This is a genomic window from Pantoea sp. B623 (assembly GCF_024814475.1).
Lineage (GTDB): Bacteria > Pseudomonadota > Gammaproteobacteria > Enterobacterales > Enterobacteriaceae > Pantoea > Pantoea ananatis.
The window spans coordinates 2,610,191-2,636,955 of record NZ_JANUXM010000004.1; the positions used below are offsets into that span (position 1 = coordinate 2,610,191).

Genomic DNA, 26,765 nt, shown 5'->3' on the forward strand with positions numbered 1-26,765 from the left:
ATCAAACTTTAAATTGAAGAGTTTGATCATGGCTCAGATTGAACGCTGGCGGCAGGCCTAACACATGCAAGTCGGACGGTAGCACAGAGGAGCTTGCTCCTCGGGTGACGAGTGGCGGACGGGTGAGTAATGTCTGGGGATCTGCCCGATAGAGGGGGATAACCACTGGAAACGGTGGCTAATACCGCATAACGTCGCAAGACCAAAGAGGGGGACCTTCGGGCCTCTCACTATCGGATGAACCCAGATGGGATTAGCTAGTAGGCGGGGTAACGGCCCACCTAGGCGACGATCCCTAGCTGGTCTGAGAGGATGACCAGCCACACTGGAACTGAGACACGGTCCAGACTCCTACGGGAGGCAGCAGTGGGGAATATTGCACAATGGGCGCAAGCCTGATGCAGCCATGCCGCGTGTATGAAGAAGGCCTTCGGGTTGTAAAGTACTTTCAGCGGGGAGGAAGGCGATGTGGTTAATAACCGCATTGATTGACGTTACCCGCAGAAGAAGCACCGGCTAACTCCGTGCCAGCAGCCGCGGTAATACGGAGGGTGCAAGCGTTAATCGGAATTACTGGGCGTAAAGCGCACGCAGGCGGTCTGTTAAGTCAGATGTGAAATCCCCGGGCTTAACCTGGGAACTGCATTTGAAACTGGCAGGCTTGAGTCTCGTAGAGGGGGGTAGAATTCCAGGTGTAGCGGTGAAATGCGTAGAGATCTGGAGGAATACCGGTGGCGAAGGCGGCCCCCTGGACGAAGACTGACGCTCAGGTGCGAAAGCGTGGGGAGCAAACAGGATTAGATACCCTGGTAGTCCACGCCGTAAACGATGTCGACTTGGAGGTTGTTCCCTTGAGGAGTGGCTTCCGGAGCTAACGCGTTAAGTCGACCGCCTGGGGAGTACGGCCGCAAGGTTAAAACTCAAATGAATTGACGGGGGCCCGCACAAGCGGTGGAGCATGTGGTTTAATTCGATGCAACGCGAAGAACCTTACCTACTCTTGACATCCAGAGAACTTAGCAGAGATGCTTTGGTGCCTTCGGGAACTCTGAGACAGGTGCTGCATGGCTGTCGTCAGCTCGTGTTGTGAAATGTTGGGTTAAGTCCCGCAACGAGCGCAACCCTTATCCTTTGTTGCCAGCGATTCGGTCGGGAACTCAAAGGAGACTGCCGGTGATAAACCGGAGGAAGGTGGGGATGACGTCAAGTCATCATGGCCCTTACGAGTAGGGCTACACACGTGCTACAATGGCGCATACAAAGAGAAGCGACCTCGCGAGAGCAAGCGGACCTCATAAAGTGCGTCGTAGTCCGGATCGGAGTCTGCAACTCGACTCCGTGAAGTCGGAATCGCTAGTAATCGTGGATCAGAATGCCACGGTGAATACGTTCCCGGGCCTTGTACACACCGCCCGTCACACCATGGGAGTGGGTTGCAAAAGAAGTAGGTAGCTTAACCTTCGGGAGGGCGCTTACCACTTTGTGATTCATGACTGGGGTGAAGTCGTAACAAGGTAACCGTAGGGGAACCTGCGGTTGGATCACCTCCTTACCTGAAGATACCTTCCCGCGAAGTGCTCACACAGATTGTCTGATAGAAAGTCACGAGCAGAAAAAACCTCTACAGGCTTGTAGCTCAGGTGGTTAGAGCGCACCCCTGATAAGGGTGAGGTCGGTGGTTCAAGTCCACTCAGGCCTACCAACTTCGCACTCATGCTGCGTTATGTCTCCGGCTCGCATAGTTCACTATGCTTCGCGGACACACGCCTTGCCTGAGCACGAAGTGCACTTCTCACGAAGTGTACTCGGTTGAGTGGTAGTAGTGGTCTCTGCAGTAACTGTATGGGGCTATAGCTCAGCTGGGAGAGCGCCTGCCTTGCACGCAGGAGGTCAGCGGTTCGATCCCGCTTAGCTCCACCATACTCACTACTGTATTTTTTCTGAAAATACTTCAGAGCGTACCGGCAACGGTGTGCTGCGAAGTATTCTGCTCTTTAACAATCCGGAACAAGCTGAAAATTTGAAACGACGCATTGTCGTGTTCCTCCGTAATAAGGAACACAGCACAACGCGTTCGAGTCTCTCAAAAGCTTACAGCTTACAAGCTAACTGTGAAGCCGTTACGGTAAAACAGATAAACGCCTGTGGGTTGTGAGGTTAAGCGACTAAGCGTACACGGTGGATGCCCTGGCAGTCAGAGGCGATGAAGGGCGTGCTAATCTGCGATAAGCGCCGGTAAGGTGATATGAACCGCAACAACCGGCGATACCCGAATGGGGAAACCCAGTGTGTTCCGACACACTATCATGCAGTGAATACATAGCTGTATGAGGCGAACCGGGGGAACTGAAACATCTAAGTACCCCGAGGAAAAGAAATCAACCGAGATTCCCCCAGTAGCGGCGAGCGAACGGGGAGGAGCCCAGAACCATCATCAGCTTGTGCATCAGTGGAAGCGTCTGGAAAGTCGCAGGGTACAGGGTGATACTCCCGTACACAAAGGTGCACAGGCTGTGAGTTCGATGAGTAAGGCGGGACACGTGGTATCCTGTCTGAATATGGGGGGACCATCCTCCAAGGCTAAATACTCCTGACTGACCGATAGTGAACCAGTACCGTGAGGGAAAGGCGAAAAGAACCCCGGCGAGGGGAGTGAAACAGAACCTGAAACCGTGTACGTACAAGCAGTGGGAGCCTCTTTATGGGGTGACTGCGTACCTTTTGTATAATGGGTCAGCGACTTATATTCTGTAGCAAGGTTAACCGCATAGGGGAGCCGCAGGGAAACCGAGTCTTAACTGGGCGTTAAGTTGCAGGGTATAGACCCGAAACCCGGTGATCTAGCCATGGGCAGGTTGAAGGTTGGGTAACACTAACTGGAGGACCGAACCGACTAATGTTGAAAAATTAGCGGATGACCTGTGGCTGGGGGTGAAAGGCCAATCAAACCGGGAGATAGCTGGTTCTCCCCGAAAGCTATTTAGGTAGCGCCTCGTGAACTCATCTCCGGGGGTAGAGCACTGTTTCGGCTAGGGGGCCATCCCGGCTTACCAACCCGATGCAAACTGCGAATACCGGAGAATGTTATCACGGGAGACACACGGCGGGTGCTAACGTCCGTCGTGAAGAGGGAAACAACCCAGACCGCCAGCTAAGGTCCCAAAGTCATGGTTAAGTGGGAAACGATGTGGGAAGGCCCAGACAGCCAGGATGTTGGCTTAGAAGCAGCCATCATTTAAAGAAAGCGTAATAGCTCACTGGTCGAGTCGGCCTGCGCGGAAGATGTAACGGGGCTAAACCATGCACCGAAGCTGCGGCAGCGACGCTTATGCGTTGTTGGGTAGGGGAGCGTTCTGTAAGCCGTCGAAGGTGGCCTGTGAGGGTTGCTGGAGGTATCAGAAGTGCGAATGCTGACATAAGTAACGATAAACAAGGTGAAAAACCTTGTCGCCGGAAGACCAAGGGTTCCTGTTCAACGTTAATCGGAGCAGGGTGAGTCGACCCCTAAGGCGAGGCCGAAAGGCGTAGTCGATGGGAAACAGGTTAATATTCCTGTACTTGGTGTTACTGCGAAGGGGGGACGGAGAAGGCTATATCAGCCGGGCGACGGTTGTCCCGGTTTAAGCGTGTAGGTGTGTGTTCCAGGCAAATCCGGTTCACTTTACACTGAGGCGTGACGACGAGGCACTACGGTGCTGAAGTGATAAATGCCCTGCTTCCAGGAAAAGCCTCTAAGCATCAGGTAACACAAAATCGTACCCCAAACCGACACAGGTGGTCAGGTAGAGAATACCAAGGCGCTTGAGAGAACTCGGGTGAAGGAACTAGGCAAAATGGTGCCGTAACTTCGGGAGAAGGCACGCTGGCGCGTAGGTGAAGGGACTTGCTCCCGGAGCTGAAGCCAGTCGAAGATACCAGCTGGCTGCAACTGTTTATTAAAAACACAGCACTGTGCAAACACGAAAGTGGACGTATACGGTGTGACGCCTGCCCGGTGCCGGAAGGTTAATTGATGGGGTTATCCGCAAGGAGAAGCTCTTGATCGAAGCCCCGGTAAACGGCGGCCGTAACTATAACGGTCCTAAGGTAGCGAAATTCCTTGTCGGGTAAGTTCCGACCTGCACGAATGGCGTAATGATGGCCAGGCTGTCTCCACCCGAGACTCAGTGAAATTGAAATCGCTGTGAAGATGCAGTGTACCCGCGGCAAGACGGAAAGACCCCGTGAACCTTTACTACAGCTTGACACTGAACACTGAGCCTTGATGTGTAGGATAGGTGGGAGGCTTTGAAGCGTGGACGCCAGTCTGCGTGGAGCCGGCCTTGAAATACCACCCTTTAATGTTTGGTGTTCTAACGTAGGCCCGTGATCCGGGCTGCGGACAGTGTCTGGTGGGTAGTTTGACTGGGGCGGTCTCCTCCCAAAGCGTAACGGAGGAGCACGAAGGTTGGCTAATCCTGGTCGGACATCAGGAGGTTAGTGCAATGGCATAAGCCAGCTTGACTGCGAGAGTGACGGCTCGAGCAGGTGCGAAAGCAGGTCATAGTGATCCGGTGGTTCTGAATGGAAGGGCCATCGCTCAACGGATAAAAGGTACTCCGGGGATAACAGGCTGATACCGCCCAAGAGTTCATATCGACGGCGGTGTTTGGCACCTCGATGTCGGCTCATCACATCCTGGGGCTGAAGTAGGTCCCAAGGGTACGGCTGTTCGCCGTTTAAAGTGGTACGCGAGCTGGGTTTAGAACGTCGTGAGACAGTTCGGTCCCTATCTGCCGTGGGCGCTGGAGAATTGAGGGGGGTTGCTCCTAGTACGAGAGGACCGGAGTGAACGCACCGCTGGTGTCCGGGTTGTCACGCCAGTGGCACTGCCCGGTAGCTAAGTGCGGAAAAGATAAGTGCTGAAAGCATCTAAGCACGAAACTTGCCCCGAGATGAGTTCTCCCTGAGCCTTTAAGGCTCCTGAAGGGACGTTGAAGACGACGACGTTGATAGGCCGGGTGTGTAAGCGCAGCGATGCGTTGAGCTTACCGGTACTAATGACCCGTGAGGCTTAACCTTACAACGCCAGAGGCGTTTTGGTAGAGAGACGATTTAAATTTTCAGCATTGTTTACCGGATAAAGAATTTAGTTCTGTTCTGCGGACGTGAGTCCGAAGGATTTTGCGCTGAGTGCAAGGCGGCAACCGAGACGGGGTGAAGGAGCATACTGAGGTATGTGACTGAGCGGCGCGAGGGAAGCCAGCGCGGCAGCAGCGTGAAAGACGCAGGACGGAGCACAAAGAATTTGCCTGGCGGCTGTAGCGCGGTGGTCCCACCTGACCCCATGCCGAACTCAGAAGTGAAACGCCGTAGCGCCGATGGTAGTGTGGGGTCTCCCCATGCGAGAGTAGGGAACTGCCAGGCATCAAATTGAAGGACCTGCACGTAACCTCGGGCAGTTCACTACTCAGTAGAGTAGGACAAAAGCGAACGCTTTTGAACGCTGCGAGGCAGCGGCCCGAAGGGTGAATCACAGCGTGATTCATAAACTGCCAGGCATCAAATTAAGACCAGTACGCTGGTCATGACCTTACCGGTGACGCGGAAGGGCGATATACCTGATATCAGAACGTTTTTCTGACGTCAGTACAGAATCGGTGGAGCGGTAGTTCAGTTGGTTAGAATACCTGCCTGTCACGCAGGGGGTCGCGGGTTCGAGCCCCGTCCGTTCCGCCACCCTTTTTAGGGGCGTAGTTCAATTGGTAGAGCACCGGTCTCCAAAACCGGGTGTTGGGGGTTCGAGTCCCTCCGCCCCTGCCAGAAAGAGAAAAATCCTTTGCTTCGGCGAAGGATTTTTTTTTGCCTGCAAAAAAGTGAAAAAGAAAACCAGCCAGCAGATACTGGCCCAATCCTCTTTGACTTCCTCCTGTTTTTAATTAGGTACCACAGGAAACTTTAACAGCTGACGGATGTACGTTTGCTGATCGCTGTTTTGTAACCACACCGCATAAAGAGGGCGAACGGCTACAGAAGTATCAGGCATTACCATCAGATCGCTGTAAAGGCTTTGCCAGAAATCAGGTAGAAACGCACATGCACCTGTCGTGTGAAGCAACTCACGCGTCACCTGGGCGGATGTGGTTGTTAACACGGGCACATCGTCACCGCCAGAGAGATAGCTTTGATGCTGATGAAAGTCGGCTCCCCATTCCAGTTTTATATAATCATATTTTTCACGCTTGTCTGTCTGTCGTGAGCGAAACAGCGCCAGTGAGATATGACCGATCTGCTGACTGGTTAACTCATCCATCTTCGGCGCTTCAGTGGTGATTAATAAATCCAGCTGACGTTCGTGAAGCTGCTTAACCAGTAAATGGCGTTGTGCCACGCGCGCTTCCAGATGGAGGCTTTCACGGTTCTCATAGAGCGTCTGAAGCCAGGGTGTTAAATACGCCTCCCATAACGAGGCACTGGCACCAATGGAGAGCTCATGGTGCTGCTGCGTATGCGACACTTCTTTCTTGGCCATCAGCCACGTATTCATCAGGCTTTCCGCATAGGGCAGCAGCCGCTCACCTGCGGAGGTCAGACGGATATTGTTACGATGTCGGGTAAAAAGATTAACACCAAGCTGATTTTCTAACTGGCGGATGCGAAAACTGACAGCAGACTGCGTTAAGTAAAGTGCTTCTGCAGCGCGCCCGAAATGGCGAGTTCTGCTCACTTCCAGGAAAGTTTTCAGTAATTCCGTATCCACAGCGTTCTCCCAAAATTTGTTTGTCGTATAGATTTAAATGTTTTGTTTTACACTCTGTCAAGCCTATCTAATACTCCGCGCCATAAATAGCACGGCCATAAGAGAAACAGGAGCGTGTAACATGGCGGAAAGCTTCTCAACGGAAAATCGTTTCTTTGACAACAAACATTACCCACGCGGTTTTTCGCGACATGGTGACTTTACGATTAAAGAAGCACAGCTACTTGAACGTCACGGCGTAGCGTTTAATGAGCTGGACCTCGCCAAGCGTGAGCCAGCGACAGAAGAAGAGCGTCTGTTCATTGAGGTTTGTCGTGGCGTGCGTGAGCCACAAACGGAAGCAGAACGTGTATGGTCCAAATACATGACACGTATTAAGCGTCCTAAGCGTTTTCACACGCTGTCAGGCGGTAAACCACAGATGGATACCGTTGAAGACTACACCGAAAGCGACGATTAACGAGAAGGGGTGAAAGCCCCTTTTTACTGCAAGCTTTTGTGCAAATAGATCATCAGTCGGTCAATGCTTCGATAGCTTACGGCCTCCTGAAGATGATGACGTCCAATCACCTCTTCCCCCGCTAAATCGGCCACCGTGCGCGCCACTTTCAGGATACGTTGCCACGCCCTCACCGATAAGCCCAGCTGATTTAAAACAGACTCAAGCCACCGTGCATCCGACGGCGAAATCTGACACCACTGTAGTACATCTGAATTAGCCAACTGCGCATTAATCTTCCCTGAGCGCGCCATCTGTATCTGACGCGCGGCAAAAACGCGCTCACGCACTTCTGCAGAGCTTTCCCCTGCCTGCCGTTGCTGACTCAGCATTCCCGCAGGAAGCAGCGGAACTTCCAGTGACAGATCAAAGCGATCCAGGAAAGGACCAGAAAGTTTACTGAGATAGCGTAAAACCTGCTGTGGCGACGTACGGTTATGTTGTCCCTGATAGTGTCCGGTTGGGCTGGGATTCATTGCTGCGATTAACTGAAAGCGTGCGGGATAAACGACGTTGGCCCTGGCCCGCGAAATGGCCACTTCGCCGGACTCAATGGGTTCACGTAACGCGTCCAGCACGCTGCGCTGAAACTCAGGCAGTTCGTCCAGAAACAGCACGCCGTTATGTGCCAGCGAGATTTCTCCGGGTCGTGGTAACGCACCGCCCCCGATAAGGGCATACAGCGAAGCGCTGTGATGAGGGGCTCTAAAAGGCCGCTTACGCCATCGCAGATGTAATGGAGATGTCTGGCTCAGGCTGGCGATGGCGGCGCACTCCAGGGCTTCCTGATCGCTTAACGGCGGCATGATACCGGGTAAGCGTGTGGCGAGCATGGTCTTACCGGTTCCCGGCGGACCGATCAGCAACAGATTATGTCCACCTGCAGCGGTAATCTCCAGGGCACGCCGTCCCTGCTCCTGACCCACAATATCGCGAAGATCTTCGGTAATGCCGTCATCATCTTTAACATGAGCGGTTGCGGTCACTAACTCACACTTACCGTGCAAAAAGGCACAAATCTCGATCAAATGTGCGGCGACTAAAGTCGCGCCCTGACGTATCAATCCCACATCAGGCTGGTTTTCAGCAGAGAGCACCAGCTGCCGGCCGGCTCCTGTCGCAGCCAGTGCCGCCGGAATGGCGCCTTTAACGCCACACAGGCCACCGTTAAGCGCCAGCTCACCCAGAAACTCGTAGTGGTTGAGCCTGTCCGCAGGAAGCTGCTCAGAGGCCACCAGAATGGCGATAGCCATAGGCAAATCATAGCGGCCGCCTTCTTTGGGTAAATCTGCCGGGCCTAAGTTGATGGTGATACGTCGGGCAGGGAAGTCAAAACCGCTGTTGATAATGGCACTGCGTACGCGTTCACGCGCCTCTTTCACGGTCGTTTCAGGCAACCCTACCAACGTGAGGGCGGGCAATCCGTTACTGATATGCACTTCAATCGTCACCAGCGGCGCTTCAACACCGATGGCTGCCCGTGTCAGCACCTTTGACAATGACATAGCGGCCCCCAAATGCGGCCATTCTGTACGCGGAATTCAGGTGTAGCGAAGCCCAGAACAAGGAAATGTATGTCGCCCCGCAAACTTTTTATCTGCCATACATCGGGTTTCACATTTTGCAGAAGCAGACTGTGAAATCGTCAAAATGCAATGAGCGGCCTTTTTTTGTCCGGAACCCCGGATGATAAAATAATCTTTTAATAACAATTCGATAATGAATACGGTAAACCTGCGTGATTAAAAAACCTGATAAAAAATATTGTAATTAGAGAGGTAACTATGATAACTCTGTAGGCATTACTTCGAACGAGTTAAAGAATCGAATACGTTATGAAAGCCCTTCTACTAGTGATTAGCCTTGTCGTGATTAGCGTGGTGGTGATTATTAACCCACTGTGCGGGGCAACGCTTGGAGCAAGAAAGGCTTAAAAATCAAGCCAGAACTCTAAAAAACCCCCCGCACCGAAAGGTCCGGGGGTTTTTTTTTGACCTGGCAAAAACTTAGTAAATCTGCAAGGAACAAACAATGAACAGTAGCATAAAATTCTGTTGTTCCCCTCGGAATACAGGAGAATAGCGATGACAGGTGCACAATGGGTAGTTCAGGCTTTACGCGCACAGGGCGTTGATATCGTATTTGGCTATCCTGGTGGCGCGATCATGCCAGTATACGATGCGCTATACGACGGCGGCGTAGAACACCTGTTGTGCCGTCATGAGCAGGGCGCGGTAATGGCCGCAATCGGCTATGCCCGTTCAACCGGCAAAACCGGCGTTTGCATCGCAACCTCTGGCCCCGGCGCGACGAATCTGATCACCGGTCTTGCCGACGCCATGATGGACTCTGTTCCGGTCGTCGCCTTAACCGGGCAGGTCGCCTCTGCGTTCATCGGCACGGATGCATTCCAGGAAATCGATGTTCTTGGCCTGTCATTAGCCTGCACGAAACACAGCTTTATGGTTGAGTCTCTGGACGAGTTGCCTTCCGTCATGGCCGAAGCCTTCGCTATTGCCCAGTCAGGCCGCCCCGGTCCTGTATTAGTGGATATCCCGAAAGATATCCAGATGGCAAAAGGCGAGCCTTCGCCGCAGTTGATGCCGGTCGAAGAAGTGATGTCGATGCCGCACCAGGCCATTGTTGAAGCGCGCGCCATGATGGCTCAGGCTAAAAAGCCGATATTCTATGTGGGCGGCGGTGTAGGGATGGCGCAGGCCGTGCCGGCGCTGCGCGCGCTGATGCAGGAGACCGGCATCCCTGCTGTCGCCACGCTGAAAGGCCTGGGAAGTGTTGACGCCCACAGCGAAGGCTATCTGGGCATGCTGGGCATGCACGGTACTAAGGCCGCAAACCTTGCCGTGCAGTCCTGTGACCTGTTGATTGCCGTTGGCGCGCGTTTTGACGACCGCGTCACCGGTAAACTGGATACGTTTGCCCCGCTGGCCAGCGTGATTCATCTGGATGTTGATCCCGCAGAACTGAACAAGTTGCGCCGTGCGCATGTTTCACTGCAGGGCGATCTTAACCATGTCCTGCCAGCCTTGAGCCAGCCTTTACAGATTCAGACATGGCGTGACGAAGTCGCCGCCCTGAAAGCCCAGCATGCATGGCGCTACGATCATCCCGGCGAAGCGATCTATGCGCCGTTATTATTGAAACAACTGTCCGACCGCAAGCCTGCTAACACCGTGATCACGACCGACGTCGGCCAGCACCAGATGTGGGCGGCCCAGCATATCTCCTGTGACGCGCCTGAAGATTTCATCACCTCCAGCGGATTAGGCACCATGGGCTTTGGGCTGCCCGCGGCGATCGGTGCGCAGGTTGCGCGTCCCAACGATACGGTTATCTGCGTCTCGGGCGATGGCTCGATCATGATGAACATTCAGGAGCTGGGCACCATCAAGCGTGGCAAGCTGCCTGTAAAAATTCTGCTGCTGGACAACCAGCGTTTAGGCATGGTGCGCCAGTGGCAGCAACTGTTTTTTGATGGTCGCTACAGTGAAACCATCCTGACTGATAATCCCGACTTCCTTACGCTGGCCAGCGCGTTTGATATCCCAGGCCAGCGAATCACCCGTAAAGATCAGGTCGACGCCGCACTCGATGCTCTGCTGAGCAGTGAAGGACCTTACTTCCTGCATGTTTCAATCGATGAGCATGAAAACGTCTGGCCATTGGTACCGCCTGGTGCCAGCAACGCCAACATGATGGAGAAAACCGTATGAACCAGCATCAATTGTCTATCGAAGCGCGCTTTCGACCTGAAATATTGGAACGTATTTTACGTGTGGTACGCCATCGTGGTTTTCAGGTGTGTTCCATGAACATGGCCACCGTGGCTAACACTGAAAACATTAATATCGAAATGACCGTTGCCAGCCAGCGCTCTGTCGATTTACTGTCTTCCCAGCTAAGAAAACTGATGGATGTCGCCTGCGTCCAGACTCAACAACAGACATCACAACAAATACGCGCGTAGTCGCTATAGGAAATAATAATGAGCACGAAGAAAGCAGACTTTATTTGGTTCAACGGCGAAATGGTTAAGTGGGAAGAGGCAAAAGTCAGCGTGATGTCTCACGCTTTGCACTACGGCACATCGGTATTTGAAGGCGTTCGCTGCTATGACTCCCATAAAGGGCCGGTTGTATTCCGTCACCGTGAGCACATGCAGCGCCTGCACGATTCCGCCAAAATCTACCGTTTCCCAATCAAACACAGCGTTGATGAACTGATGGAAGCCTGCCGTGAAGTCATTCGCGTCAACAACCTGAAAAGCGCCTATATCCGCCCGCTGGCTTTCGTCGGTGATGTGGGACTGGGCGTGAACCCGCCGGATGGCTTTACGACCGACGTGATCATTGCGGCCTTCCCGTGGGGCGCTTATCTGGGTGCTGAAGCGCTGGAAAACGGTATTGATGCGATGGTTTCTTCATGGAACCGTGTTGCGCCCAATACGCTGCCAACCGCGGCGAAAGCAGGCGGCAACTACCTTTCCTCACTGTTAGTGGGCAGCGAAGCGCGCCGCCATGGTTATCAGGAAGGCATTGCACTGGACACCAATGGCCTGATCTCAGAAGGCGCAGGCGAAAACCTGTTTGAAGTGAAAGACGGTGTGCTGTTTACCCCGCCGTTTACCTCATCTGCACTGCCGGGCATCACCCGCGATGCCATTATTACGCTGGCGCGTGATATGGGCATCGAAGTACGTGAACAGACGCTGTCCCGTGAGTCGCTCTATCTGGCTGATGAAGTCTTTATGTCTGGCACCGCAGCTGAAATTACCCCAGTGCGTAGCGTTGACCGCATTCAGGTTGGCGCAGGCAAATGCGGCCCCGTCACCAAACGCGTTCAGCAGGCCTTCTTCGGCCTGTTCACCGGCGAGACTGAAGACAAATGGGGCTGGCTGGACCCGGTTAACGCATAACCAGACCTGCGCGGATGTCGCTGGATGTCCGCGAACTTATTTTCACTGGAGTAAAGAGCATGCCTAAGTACCGTTCCGCTACCACCACCCACGGCCGCAACATGGCCGGTGCCCGTGCCCTCTGGCGCGCAACAGGAATGACCGACGATGATTTCGGCAAACCGATTATCGCCGTCGTGAACTCCTTCACCCAGTTTGTGCCGGGCCACGTTCACCTGCGTGATCTGGGTAAGCTGGTTGCCGAGCAAATCGAAGCGGCTGGTGGCGTGGCCAAAGAGTTCAACACGATAGCGGTGGATGACGGTATTGCCATGGGCCATGGCGGCATGCTGTATTCTCTGCCTTCCCGGGAACTGATTGCTGACTCCGTCGAGTACATGGTGAATGCGCACTGTGCCGATGCCATGGTCTGCATCTCTAACTGCGACAAAATCACCCCCGGCATGTTGATGGCGTCACTGCGCCTTAACATTCCGGTTATCTTTGTGTCCGGCGGCCCGATGGAAGCCGGTAAAACCAAGCTCTCCGATCAGATCATCAAGCTGGATCTGGTGGATGCCATGATCCAGGGCGCTAACCCGAACGTCAGCGATGCCGACAGCGAGCAGATTGAACGCTCCGCCTGTCCGACCTGCGGCTCCTGTTCAGGCATGTTCACTGCAAACTCCATGAACTGCCTGACCGAAGCGCTGGGCCTGTCGCAACCGGGTAACGGTTCCCTGCTGGCCACTCACGCCGACCGTAAAGAACTGTTTATCAACGCCGGTAAGCGCATCGTGAGCCTGACCAAACGCTATTACGAGCAGGACGATGCCAACATGCTGCCGCGTAACATTGCCACTAAGGCAGCGTTTGAAAATGCCATGACGCTGGATATCGCCATGGGCGGCTCCACCAACACCGTGCTGCACTTGCTGGCTGCCGCGCAGGAAGGCGAGATCGACTTCAATATCTCTGATATCGATCGCCTGTCGCGCAAAGTGCCTCAGCTGTGCAAAGTCGCACCCAGTACCCCGAAATATCACATGGAAGATGTGCACCGCGCCGGTGGCGTGATCGGTATTCTCGGCGAGTTGGATCGTGCCGGACTTATTGACACCAGCGCACGCAACATCCTGCAGCAAAGCATGCGTGAAACGATCGATCAGTACGACATCATGCTGACCCAGGACCAGGCCGTGAAGGACATGTTCCGCGCGGGCCCGGCCGGTATTCGCACCACACAGGCGTTCTCACAGAATTGCCGTTGGGACAAGCTGGATGATGACCGTACTGAAGGCTGTATCCGCACGCGCGAAAACGCCTATTCTCAGGATGGCGGTCTGGCCGTGCTGTACGGCAACATCGCCGAAGATGGCTGTATCGTGAAAACGGCGGGCGTCGATAAAGAGATTCTGACCTTCAGCGGCCCGGCCAAAGTGTATGAAAGCCAGGATGACGCAGTAGAAGCCATCCTCGGTGGCAAAGTGGTGGCAGGTGACGTGGTTGTGATTCGCTACGAAGGGCCAAAAGGCGGACCGGGCATGCAGGAAATGCTGTATCCCACCACCTACCTGAAATCGATGGGGCTGGGTAAGAGCTGTGCCCTGATCACCGACGGTCGCTTCTCTGGCGGTACCTCTGGCCTCTCCATTGGTCATGCCTCACCCGAGGCAGCCAATGGCGGCACCATCGCGCTGGTTAAAGATGGCGATACCATTGAAATTGATATTCCTAACCGCGGCATCAAGCTGGCCGTGCCGGATAATGAACTGCACGCGCGCCGTGAAGAGCAGGAAGCACGTGGCGATGCCGCTTACACGCCGATGAACCGTCAGCGCGAAGTGTCGTTTGCCCTGCGCGCCTATGCATCGCTTGCCACCAGTGCCGACAAAGGTGCTGTGCGCGATAAGAGTAAGCTGGGAGGCTAAAATGGCTGAGGCTCAACCGCTACCCGAGGCGCCCTGCGGCGCCGAGTATTTGCGCGCTGTATTGCGTTCACCGGTATACGAAGTGGCACAGGTTACCCCGCTGCAGAAGATGGAAAAAATCTCTGCGCGTCTGGGCAATACCATTCTGGTGAAGCGAGAAGATCGCCAGCCGGTGCACAGTTTTAAACTGCGCGGTGCTTACGCGATGATTGCCGGACTTAACGAAGAGCAGAAAGCACGCGGCGTCGTCACTGCGTCTGCGGGCAACCATGCTCAGGGCGTTGCCTTATCCGCCACGAAGCTGGGCATCAAGTCGCTGATCGTGATGCCGCTAGCCACTGCCGACATTAAGGTGGATGCCGTGCGTGCATTTGGCGGAGAAGCCTTCCTGTTTGGTGCCAACTTTGATGAGGCAAAAGCTAAAGCTATCGAGTTAGCGACGCAGCAGGGTTACACCTTTGTCCCACCGTTTGACCATCCGGCGGTTATTGCCGGACAGGGTACGCTGGCGATGGAACTGCTGCAGCAGGACGCCCATCTCGATCGGGTCTTTGTCCCGGTGGGCGGTGGTGGTCTGGCTGCCGGTGTGGCCGTCCTGATCAAACAGCTGATGCCGCAAATCAAAGTGATTGCCGTAGAGTCAGAGGATTCAGCCTGCCTGAAGGCAGCGCTGGACGCCGGTGAGCCGGTAGATTTACCGCGCGTGGGATTATTTGCCGAAGGTGTGGCGGTGAAACGCATCGGTAATGAAACCTTCCGCCTGTGTCAGGAATTTCTCGACGATATCGTCACCGTGGACAGCGATGCGATCTGCGCGGCCATGAAAGATCTGTTTGAAGATGTGCGCGCCGTGGCGGAGCCTTCAGGGGCGCTGGCGCTGGCAGGCATGAAAAAATATGTTCAGCAGCATGACATCAAAGGCGAGCGCCTGGCGCACGTGTTGTCGGGTGCTAACGTTAACTTCCATGGCTTGCGCTACGTTTCTGAACGCTGCGAGCTGGGTGAACAACGTGAAGCGCTTCTGGCCGTCACCATACCGGAACAGCAGGGCAGTTTCCTGAAGTTCTGCCAGACGCTGGGTGGTCGCTCGATTACCGAATTCAACTATCGCTATGCCGATACCGACAAAGCCTGCATCTTTGTGGGGGTGCGCCTGACGCGCGGGATGGAAGAGCGAGCAGAGATCATTAGTCAGTTAACGGAAAACGGCTATCAGGTGGTGGATCTGTCTGACGATGAGATGGCGAAGCTGCATGTGCGTTACATGGTGGGCGGACGGCCTTCCAAGCCGCTGCGTGAGCGTTTGTTTAGCTTTGAATTCCCGGAAGCGCCCGGTGCGTTGCTCAAGTTTCTGCAAACGCTGGGCACGCACTGGAATATCTCGTTGTTCCATTACCGCAGCCACGGCACGGATTATGGTCGGGTGCTCACGGCGTTTGAGCTCGGCAGCGATGAGCCACGTTTTGAAGAGCACCTTACCGACCTGGGCTATGATTTCCACGACGAAACCCATAACCCGGCGTTCCGCTTTTTTCTGGCCGGTCAGTAACTACAACTGATGCCAGAACGCACTGATAAGCGGCTCCCCGAGCCGCTTTTTTTGTACGCAAACCCCCAGCTCCAGCGGTGCAACGGACTCCACGTTCTCCAGCGGTAACACCCGGTTACGTACCGGCTCAGGGCTGTTTTCCAGCACCACATCCGGCAACAAGGCAATGCCACAGCCAAGCGCCACCATGGAAACGATCGCTTCATGGCCCGCAACCGTGGCGTAAATCAACGGGTTAACAATGCGGTGACGACGAAACCACAGCTCAATGGCCCGACGAACCGGCCCCTGCTCGGGCAAAATAAACGGAATCTGCGTCCAGTCAGGTGCCTCTTCCGTTGCCTGACTGCGTACCGGGCAGGGCAGCGCAGGCGCAATCAGCCCCAGCGGCAGCAGCCCCAGCGTGGTGAAGTCGATGCTGGCCGGTAGCGACTCAGGCCGGCCCGCGATAGCCAGGTCTGCATTGCCCGACTGCACCGTTTCAATCGCATCCGCCGCATCGCCGGTGGTGAGTTTGATTTCGACCTGAGGATGCTCGGCGCGAAAGCGATCCAGAATAGGGGGCAGATGGCTGTACGCGGCGGTCACCGAGCAAAACAGGCGCAGTTCACCACTAAGTGAAGGACCATTGAGATCCATAGCATGGCGCAATTGTTGATACTGCAGTAAGGTTTGTTGGGCAAACAGCTTAAGTCTTTCGCCCGCTTCGGTGAGCGCCACGGTGCGGTTATCGCGCAGAAATAAGGCGTGGCCCACATCCTCTTCCAGGCGTTGGATCTGGCGCGACAGCGTGGAAGGGCTGACGTGCATGGCGCGTGCGGTGCGGCCAAAATGGCAGCTTTCTGCCAGATGCAAAAACAATTTGAGATCGCGTAAATCCATAGGGGGTCCACCTCAGGACGGCATTGCAATTATTGCAATGTAACGTTGTTAATATATCAATTTAAGCAACAGAAATCCTGTCATATGATGGGGTCATTCGCGGCGCTGAACCTTATGCCGTCATCAGACAAAAGCAAACACAACATTTAACCGGAGTACCCATGGCTAATTACTTCAATACACTGAATCTGCGCAACCAGTTAGCGCAACTGGGCAAATGTCGTTTTATGGGGCGTGACGAATTCGCGGATGGCGCCAGCTTCCTGAAAGGCAAAAAGATTGTGATTGTGGGCTGTGGTGCTCAGGGTCTGAATCAGGGCCTGAACATGCGTGATTCGGGTCTGGATGTGTCCTATACGTTGCGTGCAGAAGCGATTGCTGAAAAACGTGCCTCATTCCGTAAAGCGACAGAAAATGGTTTTAAAGTTGGCACTTACGAAGAACTGATTCCACAGGCGGACCTGGTGGTCAACCTGACGCCGGACAAACAGCACTCCGCCGTTGTTCAGGCTGTACAGCCACTGATGAAAGACGGTGCCGCGCTGGGCTATTCACATGGTTTCAACATTGTTGAAGTGGGCGAAACCATTCGTAAAGACATCACCGTCGTGATGGTTGCGCCGAAGTGCCCCGGCACCGAAGTGCGTGAAGAATACAAGCGTGGTTTCGGTGTTCCGACGCTGATCGCGGTTCACCCGGAAAACGATCCAAAAGGTGAAGGCATGGCGATCGCCAAAGCCTGGGCTTCTGCCACCGGTGGCGACCGTGCTGGCGTGCTGGAATCCTCTTTCGTTGCGGAAGTGAAATCTGACCTGATGGGTGAGCAGACCATTCTATGCGGCATGCTGCAGGCCGGTTCTCTGCTGTGCTTCGACAAGCTGGTGGCAGAAGGTCACGATGCGGCATACACCGAAAAACTGATTCAGTTTGGCTGGGAAACCATCACCGAATCCCTGAAGTTTGGTGGCATTACGCTGATGATGGATCGCCTGTCGAATCCGGCCAAACTGCGTGCTTACGCGCTGTCTGAGCAGCTGAAAGGCATCATGGCCCCTCTGTTCCAGAAGCACATGGATGACATCATTTCCGGCGATTTCTCTGCGGGCATGATGGCCGACTGGGCTAACGACGATAAGAAACTGCTGACCTGGCGCGAAGAGACCGGTAAAACCGCGTTCGAAACCGCACCTCAGTTCGATGGCAAAATCGAAGAGCAGGAGTACTACGATAAAGGCGTTGTCATGGTTGCGATGGTCAAAGCGGGCGTTGAGCTGGCATTTGAAACAATGGTTGATGCAGGCATCATCGAAGAGTCGGCTTACTACGAATCGCTGCATGAGCTGCCGCTGATTGCCAACACCATTGCCCGTAAGCGCCTGTACGAAATGAACGTGGTGATTTCTGATACCGCTGAGTACGGTAACTATCTGTTCTCCTTCGCGGCCGTTCCACTGCTGAAAGAGTTCATGACCACGCTGCAGCCGGGCGATCTGGGCAAAGCCATTGAAGGCACTCAGGTGGATAACGCACAGCTGCGCGACGTTAACGAAGCCGTTCGTCAGCATCCTATCGAGCAGGTAGGTCGCAAACTGCGTGGCTACATGACGGATATGAAACGCATCGCGGTTGCGGGCTAAGCCGCACCGCCACTGTTTTCAGCAAAACAGCACATGCAAAAAGGGCGCAGCCATCTGGCTGCGCCCTTTTTATGTATTAAGCCTGCGGCTTGTTATGAAAATTCAGGTATGAAAAAAGTTAACAGGATGGCTCTGACACGATCACTGGGGGTAATAAACTTTTATAGCCAAAGACACGGCGCCCGAAGAAAATCAAAAGCAAGCCAAACACTAATGCGGCAACCAGAATAATGCTAATGATTTGCAGCGGCATAAAATGCCCGGACAGCAGCGATACCACAGCCCCACTCGCCGGTACTGAACACATGTTCATCAAGCCAATAATTCCCATGGTTTTCCCTAAATGTTCTTTAGGAATGACCTGGCTTCTCAACGTGCGCAAATAAACACTGAATGCACCGTCAAAAGCCATCAGCACAGCATAGCCTGCCAGATACATTGCGTAATCAACGGACAGCGACATTATGGCACCCGCAAGAATCATGGCGCAAAACGAAAATGTTCCCAACGTGGACAAACCAAAGCGGCTGGCAAACCTGGGAACAAAGAAGAATGCCACGATAGTGACGAGAGCTGCTGTTGTCTGCAAGGCGCCAAAGTAGCGATCGGACAGGTTGAACTCTTTTAAAATGACCGCTGCGCTCACGACCAGTGCCGCGCCGTAAACCAGATTCACGACCCAGGTCAGGGCGCAAAGATGCAGCAGTATTTTGTTTTTCTTGAGCACGTGCAATGCCGTTCGGTTAGATGCCAGTAAGGTATGAAACCCTAGCTTTTCCGTCACCTCTAGATCGTGTGTTTCCAAAAAAAGATAATTAATAGCCGAAATGGCAAACAGAACAGCTGCGACGATCAAAATGCTGTCGATGCCGCCCCACGAAGAAATCGCAACCGCGATAGCAGGCCCCAATACCATAGTGATTTGATCGACGCCCTGGAGCATGGAGTGGGCTTTCGGCAAGGCTTCACTGGACAAATGACGAGGCAAGAGGGCATCCGTGGCCACAAAGTTGAGTACATAGGCTACAGACAACAAAGCCATCATCGCGGCCAGGGCCGGAAAAGTTGACCCCGGATACCAGTAAAGAAGGGCGAAGACGGCCCCCATCAGTAAGGCACGAAGAGCATCGACATTGAAAAAGATGAAACGGGGCTTGATGCGGTCAGCCATAAATCCTGATAACGGGAAGAAAATAATGCGTGGCAGCCATTCAATGACAAAGGCCAGGGATGAAAGCGTAAGCGACCCTGTCGCCTTGAGAATAGCCAGAGGAACAGCAAACAGTAAGAACTGATCGCACAACGCGCCGACAAAACGGGAAAAAACGAAGCGCTTTAAACCGAAGTTTTCAGCAGACATAAGGGTACTCCTGCTTGAAAGCCGCTTTGCAGCGGCTCAAAAATAATTACGCCTGGCGTAAGGTAAAGAGCGTAGTCGCCAGGTCATCCGCTGTGCGTAGATGCTCATTAAAACCGGTTTCCGGTTTCCGGCTGGGCCAAAAAAACTCTACCGATCCCTCACGTGTTTTCCAGGACTCGAGCTTCTTCGATGTATCCAGCGGTTTTGCGGTGATCTGCATATTCACAATGTGATCAGGAAGGCTGGCAGGAAGTGTCACTTTCTCAATTGTACCGACAGGCGCTTTTATAAAGGCCACCGCACTCAGGCCTTTCGGCACTAAAGGTTCTGCAAGAGGTTTAAGGGCGTTTAAATGGCTTGCTACATGCAGCTCATAAGGATTAATGCCATAGCTCCGTTCAACCAGATCCATAATCGTGTCGCCGCCGGTGCGGGCACCCACTTCAATGATTTTGATCTCTCCGGCGGGGGTAATTCGCGCTTCAAAATGCGCCACGCCATAATGAATGCCCAGGGCATGACAGGCGCGCTCCGCGATATCCCGCAACTGTGGGTTACTGGCATGAACGGAAGGGACACTGTGCCCCACTTCAACAAAATGAGGTTCCTCGCCCAGGTATTTATCCGTTACCGCAATAGCTTTGTGGTAGTCACCTTGATTTATTACCTCGACGCTGACTTCCTGAAGGGAGGGAATGTACTCTTCCACCTGGAACAGGTCTTCGGGAGCATAGGATTCACCGTTAAGTGAGATGACGTCAGCCACACTTCTGGCAAAGCTCGGTTCAATCTCCTCTTCACGGGTAATCTTCAGAACACCAAGACTACCTGCCATTTCACGGGGCTTAATAACGACAGGCAGCCCAATATCACGAATATGGTGTCTGAGTTCTTCCAGCGTACTGAATGCGGCAAAACGTGGCACCGGTAATCCGGCCTTCTCCAGCAGTTGCTTCATGACAAACTTGTCACGGCAATTATGAATAGTCTGACGACTATTACCGTGAAGCTGATAATGTTCAGCCACCAGACTGGCGGCGCGGACAGTGAAATCATTCATGGGGATAGCCGCGGCGGGTTTGCATCCGGTTGAGGCCTCATGGGCTTTTACCGCATCCAATACGGCGTTTTCATCGGCGACATCACCTGACAAATAGCCGTCAAAAAATTTGATTGCGGCACTGGTACGATTTTTTGCCATGGTGAGCACCTGCATTCCGCCTGCTGCGCGCAGTGCACCGGCTAATACACGTTCACGAAGGGAAAACTCGCCGCCTAAGATTAATATATAACGCTTATCCATGTTGCTTCTCCTGCAAAGAGGTTGGGCCGTTTATCTGACCCAAGAAAGTTAAAGATCTTTTCCCAGCGTCCAGCCACCATCGATGACCAGTGTTGAACCTGTGACAAAACGATTCTCCGGGGCGGTCAGATAAAGTGCCGCTTCGGCAACGTCACCTGTCTCACCTAGTACCGGTAAAAACTGGCCACGCTTAATTTTTTCAAGCTGCGAGTCATCGTGGTAATAAGACTCCGTCAGTGGCGTACGAATAACGCCGGGCGCAATCGCATTGACACGAATACCGTGTTTGCCGTATTCGAGTGCCAGTTGTTTCGTCAGGCCGATGACGGCGTGTTTTGATGAGACATAAGCCGTTCGATCAGGCTCGCCCATTAATCCTGAAACGGAGGCCAAATTAACCATATTTCCGGGGCGGTTCTGGTTTACCAACTGTTGGCAAAAAGCACGACCTGCTATAAAACTGGCTGTCACGTTAAGGGCAAAAACGGATTCCCATTGCGCCAGCGTTAAATCCGCGATACTGCAAATTTCACGCGTACCGGCACAGTTAATCAGAACGTTATTAGCCTCGCCGTACTCCAGAGTTTCGAAAAGTGCAGCCAGGCTGACTGAGTCAGTCACGTCCAGCTGATGATGGCGATAGGCTGACGTATCGTTAAATTCCGATGATGAACGATCGATCCCCTCAACCTGATAACCTTTGTCCAGGAAAGCCTTGACCAGCGCGCGGCCAATTCCGCTGGATGCCCCCGTGATAATGGCTTTAAGCTTCAGACCGGACATGCTGTCTTCTCCTCGTTTTTCTGAAACGTGATCAGAATGATGTCGCGTTGAGCAGGGCCACTGTTTTCACGTGCGCCAACGGGAGTGACGGCATGAAGTTTGTCGTGATTAACCACTAAGGTGTCAAAAAGCTGTTCCAGACGCAGCACGCGATCAATGCTGCGAGGATGGCTGGCAATCAGACTGTCTCCGCCCAGCATATTCGGTGAGGCATTAATCATATGCACAAACACCACGTCTTCATCGTCTTTATGCAGCCAGACGGGCGAGCTATAAGCAGGCTCATTTTCCGTGGCCTGATAACGAAAAAAATGAATGCCAATGGTCAGGCTGTCGACAGGGCCAATGCTTTCATAAGCGTCTACTAACGATAAATCATCGTGCAACAGCGTTTGAAACAGACGATTGCGGGTGATCGCTTCAGGCAATAGCGGATAATCGCGAATAATATCACCAGTATCAGGATTAAAGGCTTTTGTTTGTTTATAAGGGTTGAATTTTCCAAAGGTTAATTCGCCCTTTTCATTTTTTTTGCATTGAGCATAACCGCGCCAGCGGTTTCCTGGCGAATAAGGATCAAGAAGTAAATTCTCATAGCCTTTTTTTAATTCTTCCAGCTCATCTAAGAAATCTTCTTTATTCGAAAACTGCATGGCTTCAATTGAACGATAATAATCACCGGGAATAAAGGCATAGCCTTGCCTGGAGAGATGCGTTGCATATTCCATCATTTATTTATCTCTGCATTAAAAGGATAGTTTTAAATACATTCCATAAGCTATGTCCAGTAAACCACCTTACGGTCATTCAGTTTTCCAATAAATCGTCCAGCAGTGAGTCGGCTTCCTTCACTTACACTGCTTACGCCATGTAAGTGACAAGCATTCATAAAGTAAAGATCGCCAGCATTGAGCTGAACAGAAAGGGATTCGGTTTCATTTAACAGATGGGGTGGATAAGGATAACCTGTTCGTGTTACGCCAAGTGTTTCACGGCACACCTGGTCGGGAATGAGATTCCAGATTTTAAGTTGGCCACCACCCTGCGCAGCTTCCAGACAAACATTATAGGCTGTTACAGTTTGAGTATTCGCAATCTCAAAGCCGTCTTCTTTTGCAAAGTCAACCTGTGCCATATCTTCATGTGGCATAAGTGACATCACACCGTTATCAAGCCAGCGACGAAAGGTTGCAAAACAGGCATAGCCGTTTTTGAATCGTGCTGGACCAAAATGAATACCTCGTTCTAAAAATTCTTTTTCCAGCGTCAGGTTGAGGAAAAGTGATTCACTATCTTCTGCGCTGGTTGCTTTCATCAGGTCGGCGACGCTTTGATTCACACGATTGACCTCATGAATATATTGTTCACCATTACGCGAAAACTGCGTTGCACCGATCTGATTGGTTAAAACAAAGCCATCGTCAGCGCGATTCCCTCCACTTTGGGTGACCCTGTAATCAAAGTTTTTTGCAAGTTTTTCGCACACGGCTTTTGATGCGTAATTACGAATAACATATAAAACATTGCCATGATGATGGCCGTTAAGAATAATGTTTTTAACAATGGAGAAGTTAATAACGCCATCTGTTGATTCCAGATAGCCAAAGTTTGTTTTTTTTGAACCCGTTAATATTGTTTGCGTAGGTTCTAAGGTCAGTAAATCAGTCATAATGTTTCCATGCCATTTGAATTTAAGAAATCAAATAAAAAGAGGTGACCAGAGCATTCCGCCTTCCGCCCAAGGTTTATTGTCGCGGCGCTGTTGTTTTAATTCTGAGTTTTTACCCAGATTACGCTCAAAAATCTCACCATAGTTGCCAATTTTACGTATTATCTCTCTAATAAAATCAGGTTGTAGACCGAGTTGCGAACACAAATTCACATCGGGATAGAGAAACGTTTTTAAATAACCCTCAGGATTATCACTTTTTTCTAAAATGTTTTTTTGGGTAATACCCAGATTCTCAGCTTCAATCAGTGCGCGCATAACCCATTTTGTCGCAATATACCACTGTGAATCACTGGCGCTAACGGCGGGTGCCATTGCCTCAAGTGAAATGCGATCGTCCAGGATAAGATGTTGGCTGCTGTCTGTTAACTGGTGATGTTCACCCGCTAGTAGATAACCATCCAGACAGTAGATGTCACATTCTCCTGATTCGTAGGCTTGCCTCGCTTGCTGCGGAGAGTCAAATAGCAGAATCTCACAGGGCAGGTTAAGTTCATCAAAATAGCGAGTGAGGTTCTCTTCAGTTGTTGAGCCACGCATCGCAGCAATACGACGCTGACGAGTGAACCTGGCTTGTGGCGTTTCTTCAGTGAGGTTACTGCGCGGAGTCATCAGCACTTCCCCATCAAACAACATCGGATGTAGGAAATTAATGCCGTACTCCGCTTCGCGCTGAAAGGTCACGCTAGCGTTAAAGGTGCCAAGATCGATGACGCCATCACGTAGGGCCTGGAAGCGATCAGCCGATTGCAAAGGTATAAAATGGATTTTGCCGCCGTCTCCCAGCACGCTGATAGCCACAGCGCGTGCCAAATCAATATCAAATCCATTCCAGCTGTTGTCGAGGGGATCGCGCTGCGAAAGGCCTTTAAAACCTAAACTCACACCAACATTTAATACGTCATGTTGTTCAATGCGTTTGATTACTGCATGTTCAAACATAGCTAGCCTGTAATTAAAGTATTAAGAATAATAAGGTTTCACGGATGTAAACCTCTGTTGAACATCATACTGTTCAGTGCTAGCTTGGCTAGATAGTTGAGATGCAAAAGAGCTGTGCGTGAAGAACATAAATGAATTAACGGAAGTCTTGCCTGGATTGGTTTTGTTTGTTCAGGTGGTTGAAAGTGGTAGCTTTTCCTCAGCTGCCAGAGCGCTATCCATGACGCCGTCTTCAGTGAGTCGTATGATAGACAGGTTGGAAAAAAGGCTAAATGTTTTACTCTTTACCCGCTCGACGCGCGCGCTCGCTGTGACCGAAGCCGGACAGGAAATATATCACCAGGCTTTATCAGTTATCGCCGCAACTAAATCCCTGTTTTCTCAGGCAGACAGTTACAGCGATGTCCCTAAGGGATTACTGCGTATTACTGCGCCGACAACGCTTGGGAAGATTTTACTGACGCCGTTCCTGCCTGGTTTTCTGCGACGCTATGCTGAAATCAATATTGAGCTCAATCTCACTGACCATCTGATTAACCTCACGCATGAGTCGTACGACCTGGCATTGCGCGTCACGGATACGCCACCCATCAATATGGTAGCGCGGGCATTAATGCCTGTTGACTATGTTTTAGTATGTGCAGAGCACTACGATCAAAGGCTGCCTGATATGCCGGGCGACCTCAAACAGCATAATATTTTCTTCCCTGACGACGCACAGTTTCGCGGTGAATGGCGTTTCTGGTTAAACGACACGATGGAGAGCGTTACACTTACGCCCCGGCTGATGATAAATAACAGTGATGCCATGATCGATGCGATATTGCAGGGTGTGGGTATTGCGTTAATCCCCACCTTTATTGCAAATGGTTATTTGCTCAACGGGCAGTTACGCCGCGTGTTACCAGACTGGCGGATTGAAAATACGCTCTCAATGACCACTTACGCCATTACCTTACCCAACCGTCTGTTACCACTAAAAACCCGTGTCTTTATCGACGATTTTATGGCCTGGCTTAAAGCGAAATAGCGTGATCGGAAACGATAAAAAACCCGGCCTGAGCCGGGTTGAGTGTCTTTAACGTTATCGGGTATCACACTTCATACAGCGTTTGATGCCGGGTTTCTTTGCAGGCAATCAGTGCAATCAGCGTCAGAAAAGCCATGGAAGCCAGGTACAATCCGACAGCATATAGGCCATAGTGCGCGTTCAGCCAGGTCGCAATATAGGGCGCAACCGACGCACCTAAAATCGACGACAGATTATAGGAGAAGGATGCGCCGGTATAACGCACTTCCGTCGGGAACAGCTCAGGCAGCAGCGCACCCATCGGGCCAAACGTCAGCCCCATAATGCTCAAGCCCAGCAGCAGGAACGCCATCACCAGCGCCTGAGAGCCGGATCCCAGCATGGCCGGAAACAGGAATGAAAAGCCAATAATCATCAGCGTAATGACGATCATGGTTTTACGGCGACCAAAGCGGTCAGCAAGCAGGCCCGCAATCGGCACCATCACGCCAAATCCAATCACCGCCATCATCAGCATCCACAGCATACTGTTACGGGATATCCCCAGTCCGGCTGGCGCGGCGGCGGTGCCGTAACTCATTGAGTAAACGGTCATGATGTAAAACAGCGTATAGGTGGCAAGCATGATAAAGGTGCCAAGTATCGTTGCCGTCAGATGTTTGCTCAGGAGCGAGGCAATCGGCACACGTACCTGTTTCTTCTCTTTCTGTACTTTGGCGAATACCGGGCTTTCATGCAGCGATACGCGTACGTACAGACCAATCAAGACCAGTACGGCAGACAGAACAAAAGGGACGCGCCAGCCCCATTGCATAAATTGCTCATCGGTCAGCAGCCAGGAGAGCAGTAGAAAGGTGCCGTTGGCAAAGAAAAAGCCAATCGGTGCGCCCAACTGCGGGAAGGAGCCGTACAGCGCCCGCTTTTTGGCAGGTGCATTTTCCGTCGCCAGCAGGGCTGCGCCGCCCCACTCACCGCCCAGGCCCAACCCCTGACCAAAACGCGCCAGCGCCAACAGCAGCGGAGCCAGAACGCCAATGCTCTGGTAGCTGGGTAATAAACCGATAACCACGGTCGAGATCCCCATCGTCAGCAGTGAGGCAACCAAGGTGGCTTTACGGCCTACGCGATCGCCAAAGTGACCAAACAGGGCAGAGCCGATGGGACGGGCGATGAACGCAATCGCAAAGGTGGCCAGCGACTGCAACGTCGCGACGGTCGCATCACCCTGAGGAAAGAAGATATGAGGGAAAACGATGACGGCTGCGGTGGCATAAATATAGAAATCGAAGAATTCGATAGCGGTGCCAACCAGCGAGGCGATAACCACTTTACTTCGTGAGTTTACTGGCGTGGGATCGTTTTGCTGATCGAGCGGTTCTGAGATGGAGGCTTGCATAAATGTTTCTTATTTTTAATGACAGATAGGGAATCTTACGCACCTGTATAACGGCATTCAATGGCGGAAAGCC

19 protein-coding genes, 4 tRNA genes and 3 rRNA genes are annotated in these 26,765 nt (G+C 52.5%); 16 read left to right on the top strand and 10 right to left on the bottom strand.

Going from position 1 to position 26,765, the window contains the following annotated elements; all coding sequences use genetic code 11:
* Positions 1 to 10: 10 nt before the first annotated feature.
* From NXS97_RS13875 to NXS97_RS13905, 7 genes are all read left to right on the top strand, one after another.
* A 16S ribosomal RNA gene (locus NXS97_RS13875) occupies positions 11 to 1,552 on the top strand.
* A gap of 73 nt (positions 1,553 to 1,625) precedes the next feature.
* Positions 1,626 to 1,702, top strand: a tRNA-Ile gene (locus NXS97_RS13880).
* A gap of 142 nt (positions 1,703 to 1,844) precedes the next feature.
* A tRNA-Ala gene (locus tag NXS97_RS13885) sits at positions 1,845 to 1,920 on the top strand.
* A gap of 235 nt (positions 1,921 to 2,155) precedes the next feature.
* A 23S ribosomal RNA gene (locus NXS97_RS13890) occupies positions 2,156 to 5,061 on the top strand.
* Between the two features lie 229 nt (positions 5,062 to 5,290).
* Positions 5,291 to 5,406, top strand: a 5S ribosomal RNA gene (gene rrf, locus NXS97_RS13895).
* The 16S, 23S and 5S rRNA genes sit together here with 4 tRNA genes alongside, the layout of an rRNA operon.
* A gap of 235 nt (positions 5,407 to 5,641) precedes the next feature.
* A tRNA-Asp gene (locus NXS97_RS13900) sits at positions 5,642 to 5,718 on the top strand.
* 8 nt (positions 5,719 to 5,726) lie between these two features.
* A tRNA-Trp gene (locus NXS97_RS13905) sits at positions 5,727 to 5,802 on the top strand.
* A gap of 112 nt (positions 5,803 to 5,914) precedes the next feature.
* Here NXS97_RS13905 and hdfR read toward each other — a convergent pair.
* Entirely contained in the window at positions 5,915 to 6,739 is an 825-nt protein-coding gene (gene hdfR, locus NXS97_RS13910) for an HTH-type transcriptional regulator HdfR (RefSeq protein ID WP_013027669.1), read from the bottom strand.
* 121 nt (positions 6,740 to 6,860) lie between these two features.
* Here hdfR and NXS97_RS13915 point away from each other — a divergent pair, with 121 nt between their 5' ends.
* Entirely contained in the window at positions 6,861 to 7,199 is a 339-nt protein-coding gene (locus NXS97_RS13915) for a DUF413 domain-containing protein (protein WP_006121163.1), read from the top strand.
* Between the two features lie 23 nt (positions 7,200 to 7,222).
* On the opposite strand, the gene NXS97_RS13920 is transcribed toward NXS97_RS13915, so the two are convergent.
* Positions 7,223 to 8,743 (bottom strand): YifB family Mg chelatase-like AAA ATPase, encoded by a 1,521-nt coding sequence (locus NXS97_RS13920; protein ID WP_116220166.1) that lies wholly within the window; start codon positions 8,741 to 8,743, stop codon positions 7,223 to 7,225.
* A 330-nt stretch (positions 8,744 to 9,073) separates the two neighbouring features.
* On the opposite strand from NXS97_RS13920, the gene ilvL reads away from it, so the two are divergent.
* From ilvL to ilvA, 6 genes are all read left to right on the top strand, one after another.
* The gene (gene ilvL, locus NXS97_RS13925; protein ID WP_071785161.1) at positions 9,074 to 9,172 is read left to right on the top strand and encodes an ilv operon leader peptide; all 99 of its coding nucleotides are present in this window, start codon (positions 9,074 to 9,076) and stop codon (positions 9,170 to 9,172) included.
* A 150-nt stretch (positions 9,173 to 9,322) separates the two neighbouring features.
* Entirely contained in the window at positions 9,323 to 10,969 is a 1,647-nt protein-coding gene (gene ilvG / locus NXS97_RS13930; RefSeq protein ID WP_014594867.1) for an acetolactate synthase 2 catalytic subunit, read from the top strand.
* Positions 10,966 to 11,223 (top strand): acetolactate synthase 2 small subunit, encoded by a 258-nt coding sequence (ilvM, locus tag NXS97_RS13935; protein ID WP_013027665.1) that lies wholly within the window; start codon positions 10,966 to 10,968, stop codon positions 11,221 to 11,223. Before ilvG ends, ilvM begins: the two co-directional genes overlap by 4 nt.
* A gap of 18 nt (positions 11,224 to 11,241) precedes the next feature.
* Complete coding sequence (locus NXS97_RS13940; protein WP_014604777.1) at positions 11,242 to 12,171, top strand: branched-chain amino acid transaminase; 930 nt, start codon at positions 11,242 to 11,244, stop codon at positions 12,169 to 12,171.
* A 59-nt stretch (positions 12,172 to 12,230) separates the two neighbouring features.
* A complete protein-coding gene (gene ilvD, locus NXS97_RS13945) occupies positions 12,231 to 14,081 on the top strand; it encodes a dihydroxy-acid dehydratase (RefSeq protein WP_116220165.1) in 1,851 nt (616 codons plus the stop codon).
* Between the two features lies 1 nt (position 14,082).
* Positions 14,083 to 15,630 (top strand): threonine ammonia-lyase, biosynthetic, encoded by a 1,548-nt coding sequence (ilvA, locus tag NXS97_RS13950; RefSeq protein ID WP_014604779.1) that lies wholly within the window; start codon positions 14,083 to 14,085, stop codon positions 15,628 to 15,630.
* On the opposite strand, the gene ilvY is transcribed toward ilvA, so the two are convergent.
* Entirely contained in the window at positions 15,631 to 16,512 is an 882-nt protein-coding gene (gene ilvY / locus NXS97_RS13955) for an HTH-type transcriptional activator IlvY (protein WP_013027661.1), read from the bottom strand.
* Between the two features lie 161 nt (positions 16,513 to 16,673).
* Here ilvY and ilvC point away from each other — a divergent pair, with 161 nt between their 5' ends.
* Entirely contained in the window at positions 16,674 to 18,149 is a 1,476-nt protein-coding gene (gene ilvC / locus NXS97_RS13960) for a ketol-acid reductoisomerase (protein WP_013027660.1), read from the top strand.
* A 118-nt stretch (positions 18,150 to 18,267) separates the two neighbouring features.
* Here ilvC and NXS97_RS13965 read toward each other — a convergent pair whose 3' ends face one another.
* The 6 genes from NXS97_RS13965 to NXS97_RS13990 are packed head-to-tail and all read right to left on the bottom strand — an operon-like array spanning position 18,268 to position 24,266.
* On the bottom strand, positions 18,268 to 19,509 hold the full coding sequence (locus tag NXS97_RS13965) for an MFS transporter (RefSeq protein ID WP_013027659.1): 1,242 nt from the start codon (positions 19,507 to 19,509) through the stop codon (positions 18,268 to 18,270).
* Between the two features lie 46 nt (positions 19,510 to 19,555).
* Positions 19,556 to 20,812 carry an acetyl-CoA carboxylase biotin carboxylase subunit family protein gene (locus NXS97_RS13970; RefSeq protein ID WP_013027658.1) on the bottom strand — a complete coding sequence of 419 codons (1,257 nt, stop codon included), beginning with the start codon at positions 20,810 to 20,812 and terminating at the stop codon, positions 19,556 to 19,558.
* 48 nt (positions 20,813 to 20,860) lie between these two features.
* Positions 20,861 to 21,595 carry an SDR family NAD(P)-dependent oxidoreductase gene (locus NXS97_RS13975; protein WP_013027657.1) on the bottom strand — a complete coding sequence of 245 codons (735 nt, stop codon included), beginning with the start codon at positions 21,593 to 21,595 and terminating at the stop codon, positions 20,861 to 20,863.
* A complete protein-coding gene (hilB, locus tag NXS97_RS13980; RefSeq protein WP_029569259.1) occupies positions 21,583 to 22,326 on the bottom strand; it encodes a 3(1)-hydroxy-L-isoleucine 4-dioxygenase HilB in 744 nt (247 codons plus the stop codon). Before hilB ends, NXS97_RS13975 begins: the two co-directional genes overlap by 13 nt.
* 47 nt (positions 22,327 to 22,373) lie before the next feature.
* Positions 22,374 to 23,264 carry an L-isoleucine 3(1)-dioxygenase gene (hilA, locus tag NXS97_RS13985; protein ID WP_014594863.1) on the bottom strand — a complete coding sequence of 297 codons (891 nt, stop codon included), beginning with the start codon at positions 23,262 to 23,264 and terminating at the stop codon, positions 22,374 to 22,376.
* A gap of 30 nt (positions 23,265 to 23,294) precedes the next feature.
* Positions 23,295 to 24,266 carry an amino acid ABC transporter substrate-binding protein gene (locus tag NXS97_RS13990; protein WP_072138377.1) on the bottom strand — a complete coding sequence of 324 codons (972 nt, stop codon included), beginning with the start codon at positions 24,264 to 24,266 and terminating at the stop codon, positions 23,295 to 23,297.
* Between the two features lie 118 nt (positions 24,267 to 24,384).
* Here NXS97_RS13990 and NXS97_RS13995 point away from each other — a divergent pair, with 118 nt between their 5' ends.
* Positions 24,385 to 25,296: a LysR family transcriptional regulator gene (locus NXS97_RS13995; RefSeq protein ID WP_013027653.1), complete on the top strand. Its 912-nt coding sequence runs from the start codon at positions 24,385 to 24,387 to the stop codon at positions 25,294 to 25,296.
* 64 nt (positions 25,297 to 25,360) lie between these two features.
* Here the strand turns inward: NXS97_RS13995 and NXS97_RS14000 are convergent, their stop codons facing one another.
* Positions 25,361 to 26,692: an MFS transporter gene (locus NXS97_RS14000; RefSeq protein ID WP_013027652.1), complete on the bottom strand. Its 1,332-nt coding sequence runs from the start codon at positions 26,690 to 26,692 to the stop codon at positions 25,361 to 25,363.
* Between the last annotated feature and the right edge of the window lie 73 nt (positions 26,693 to 26,765).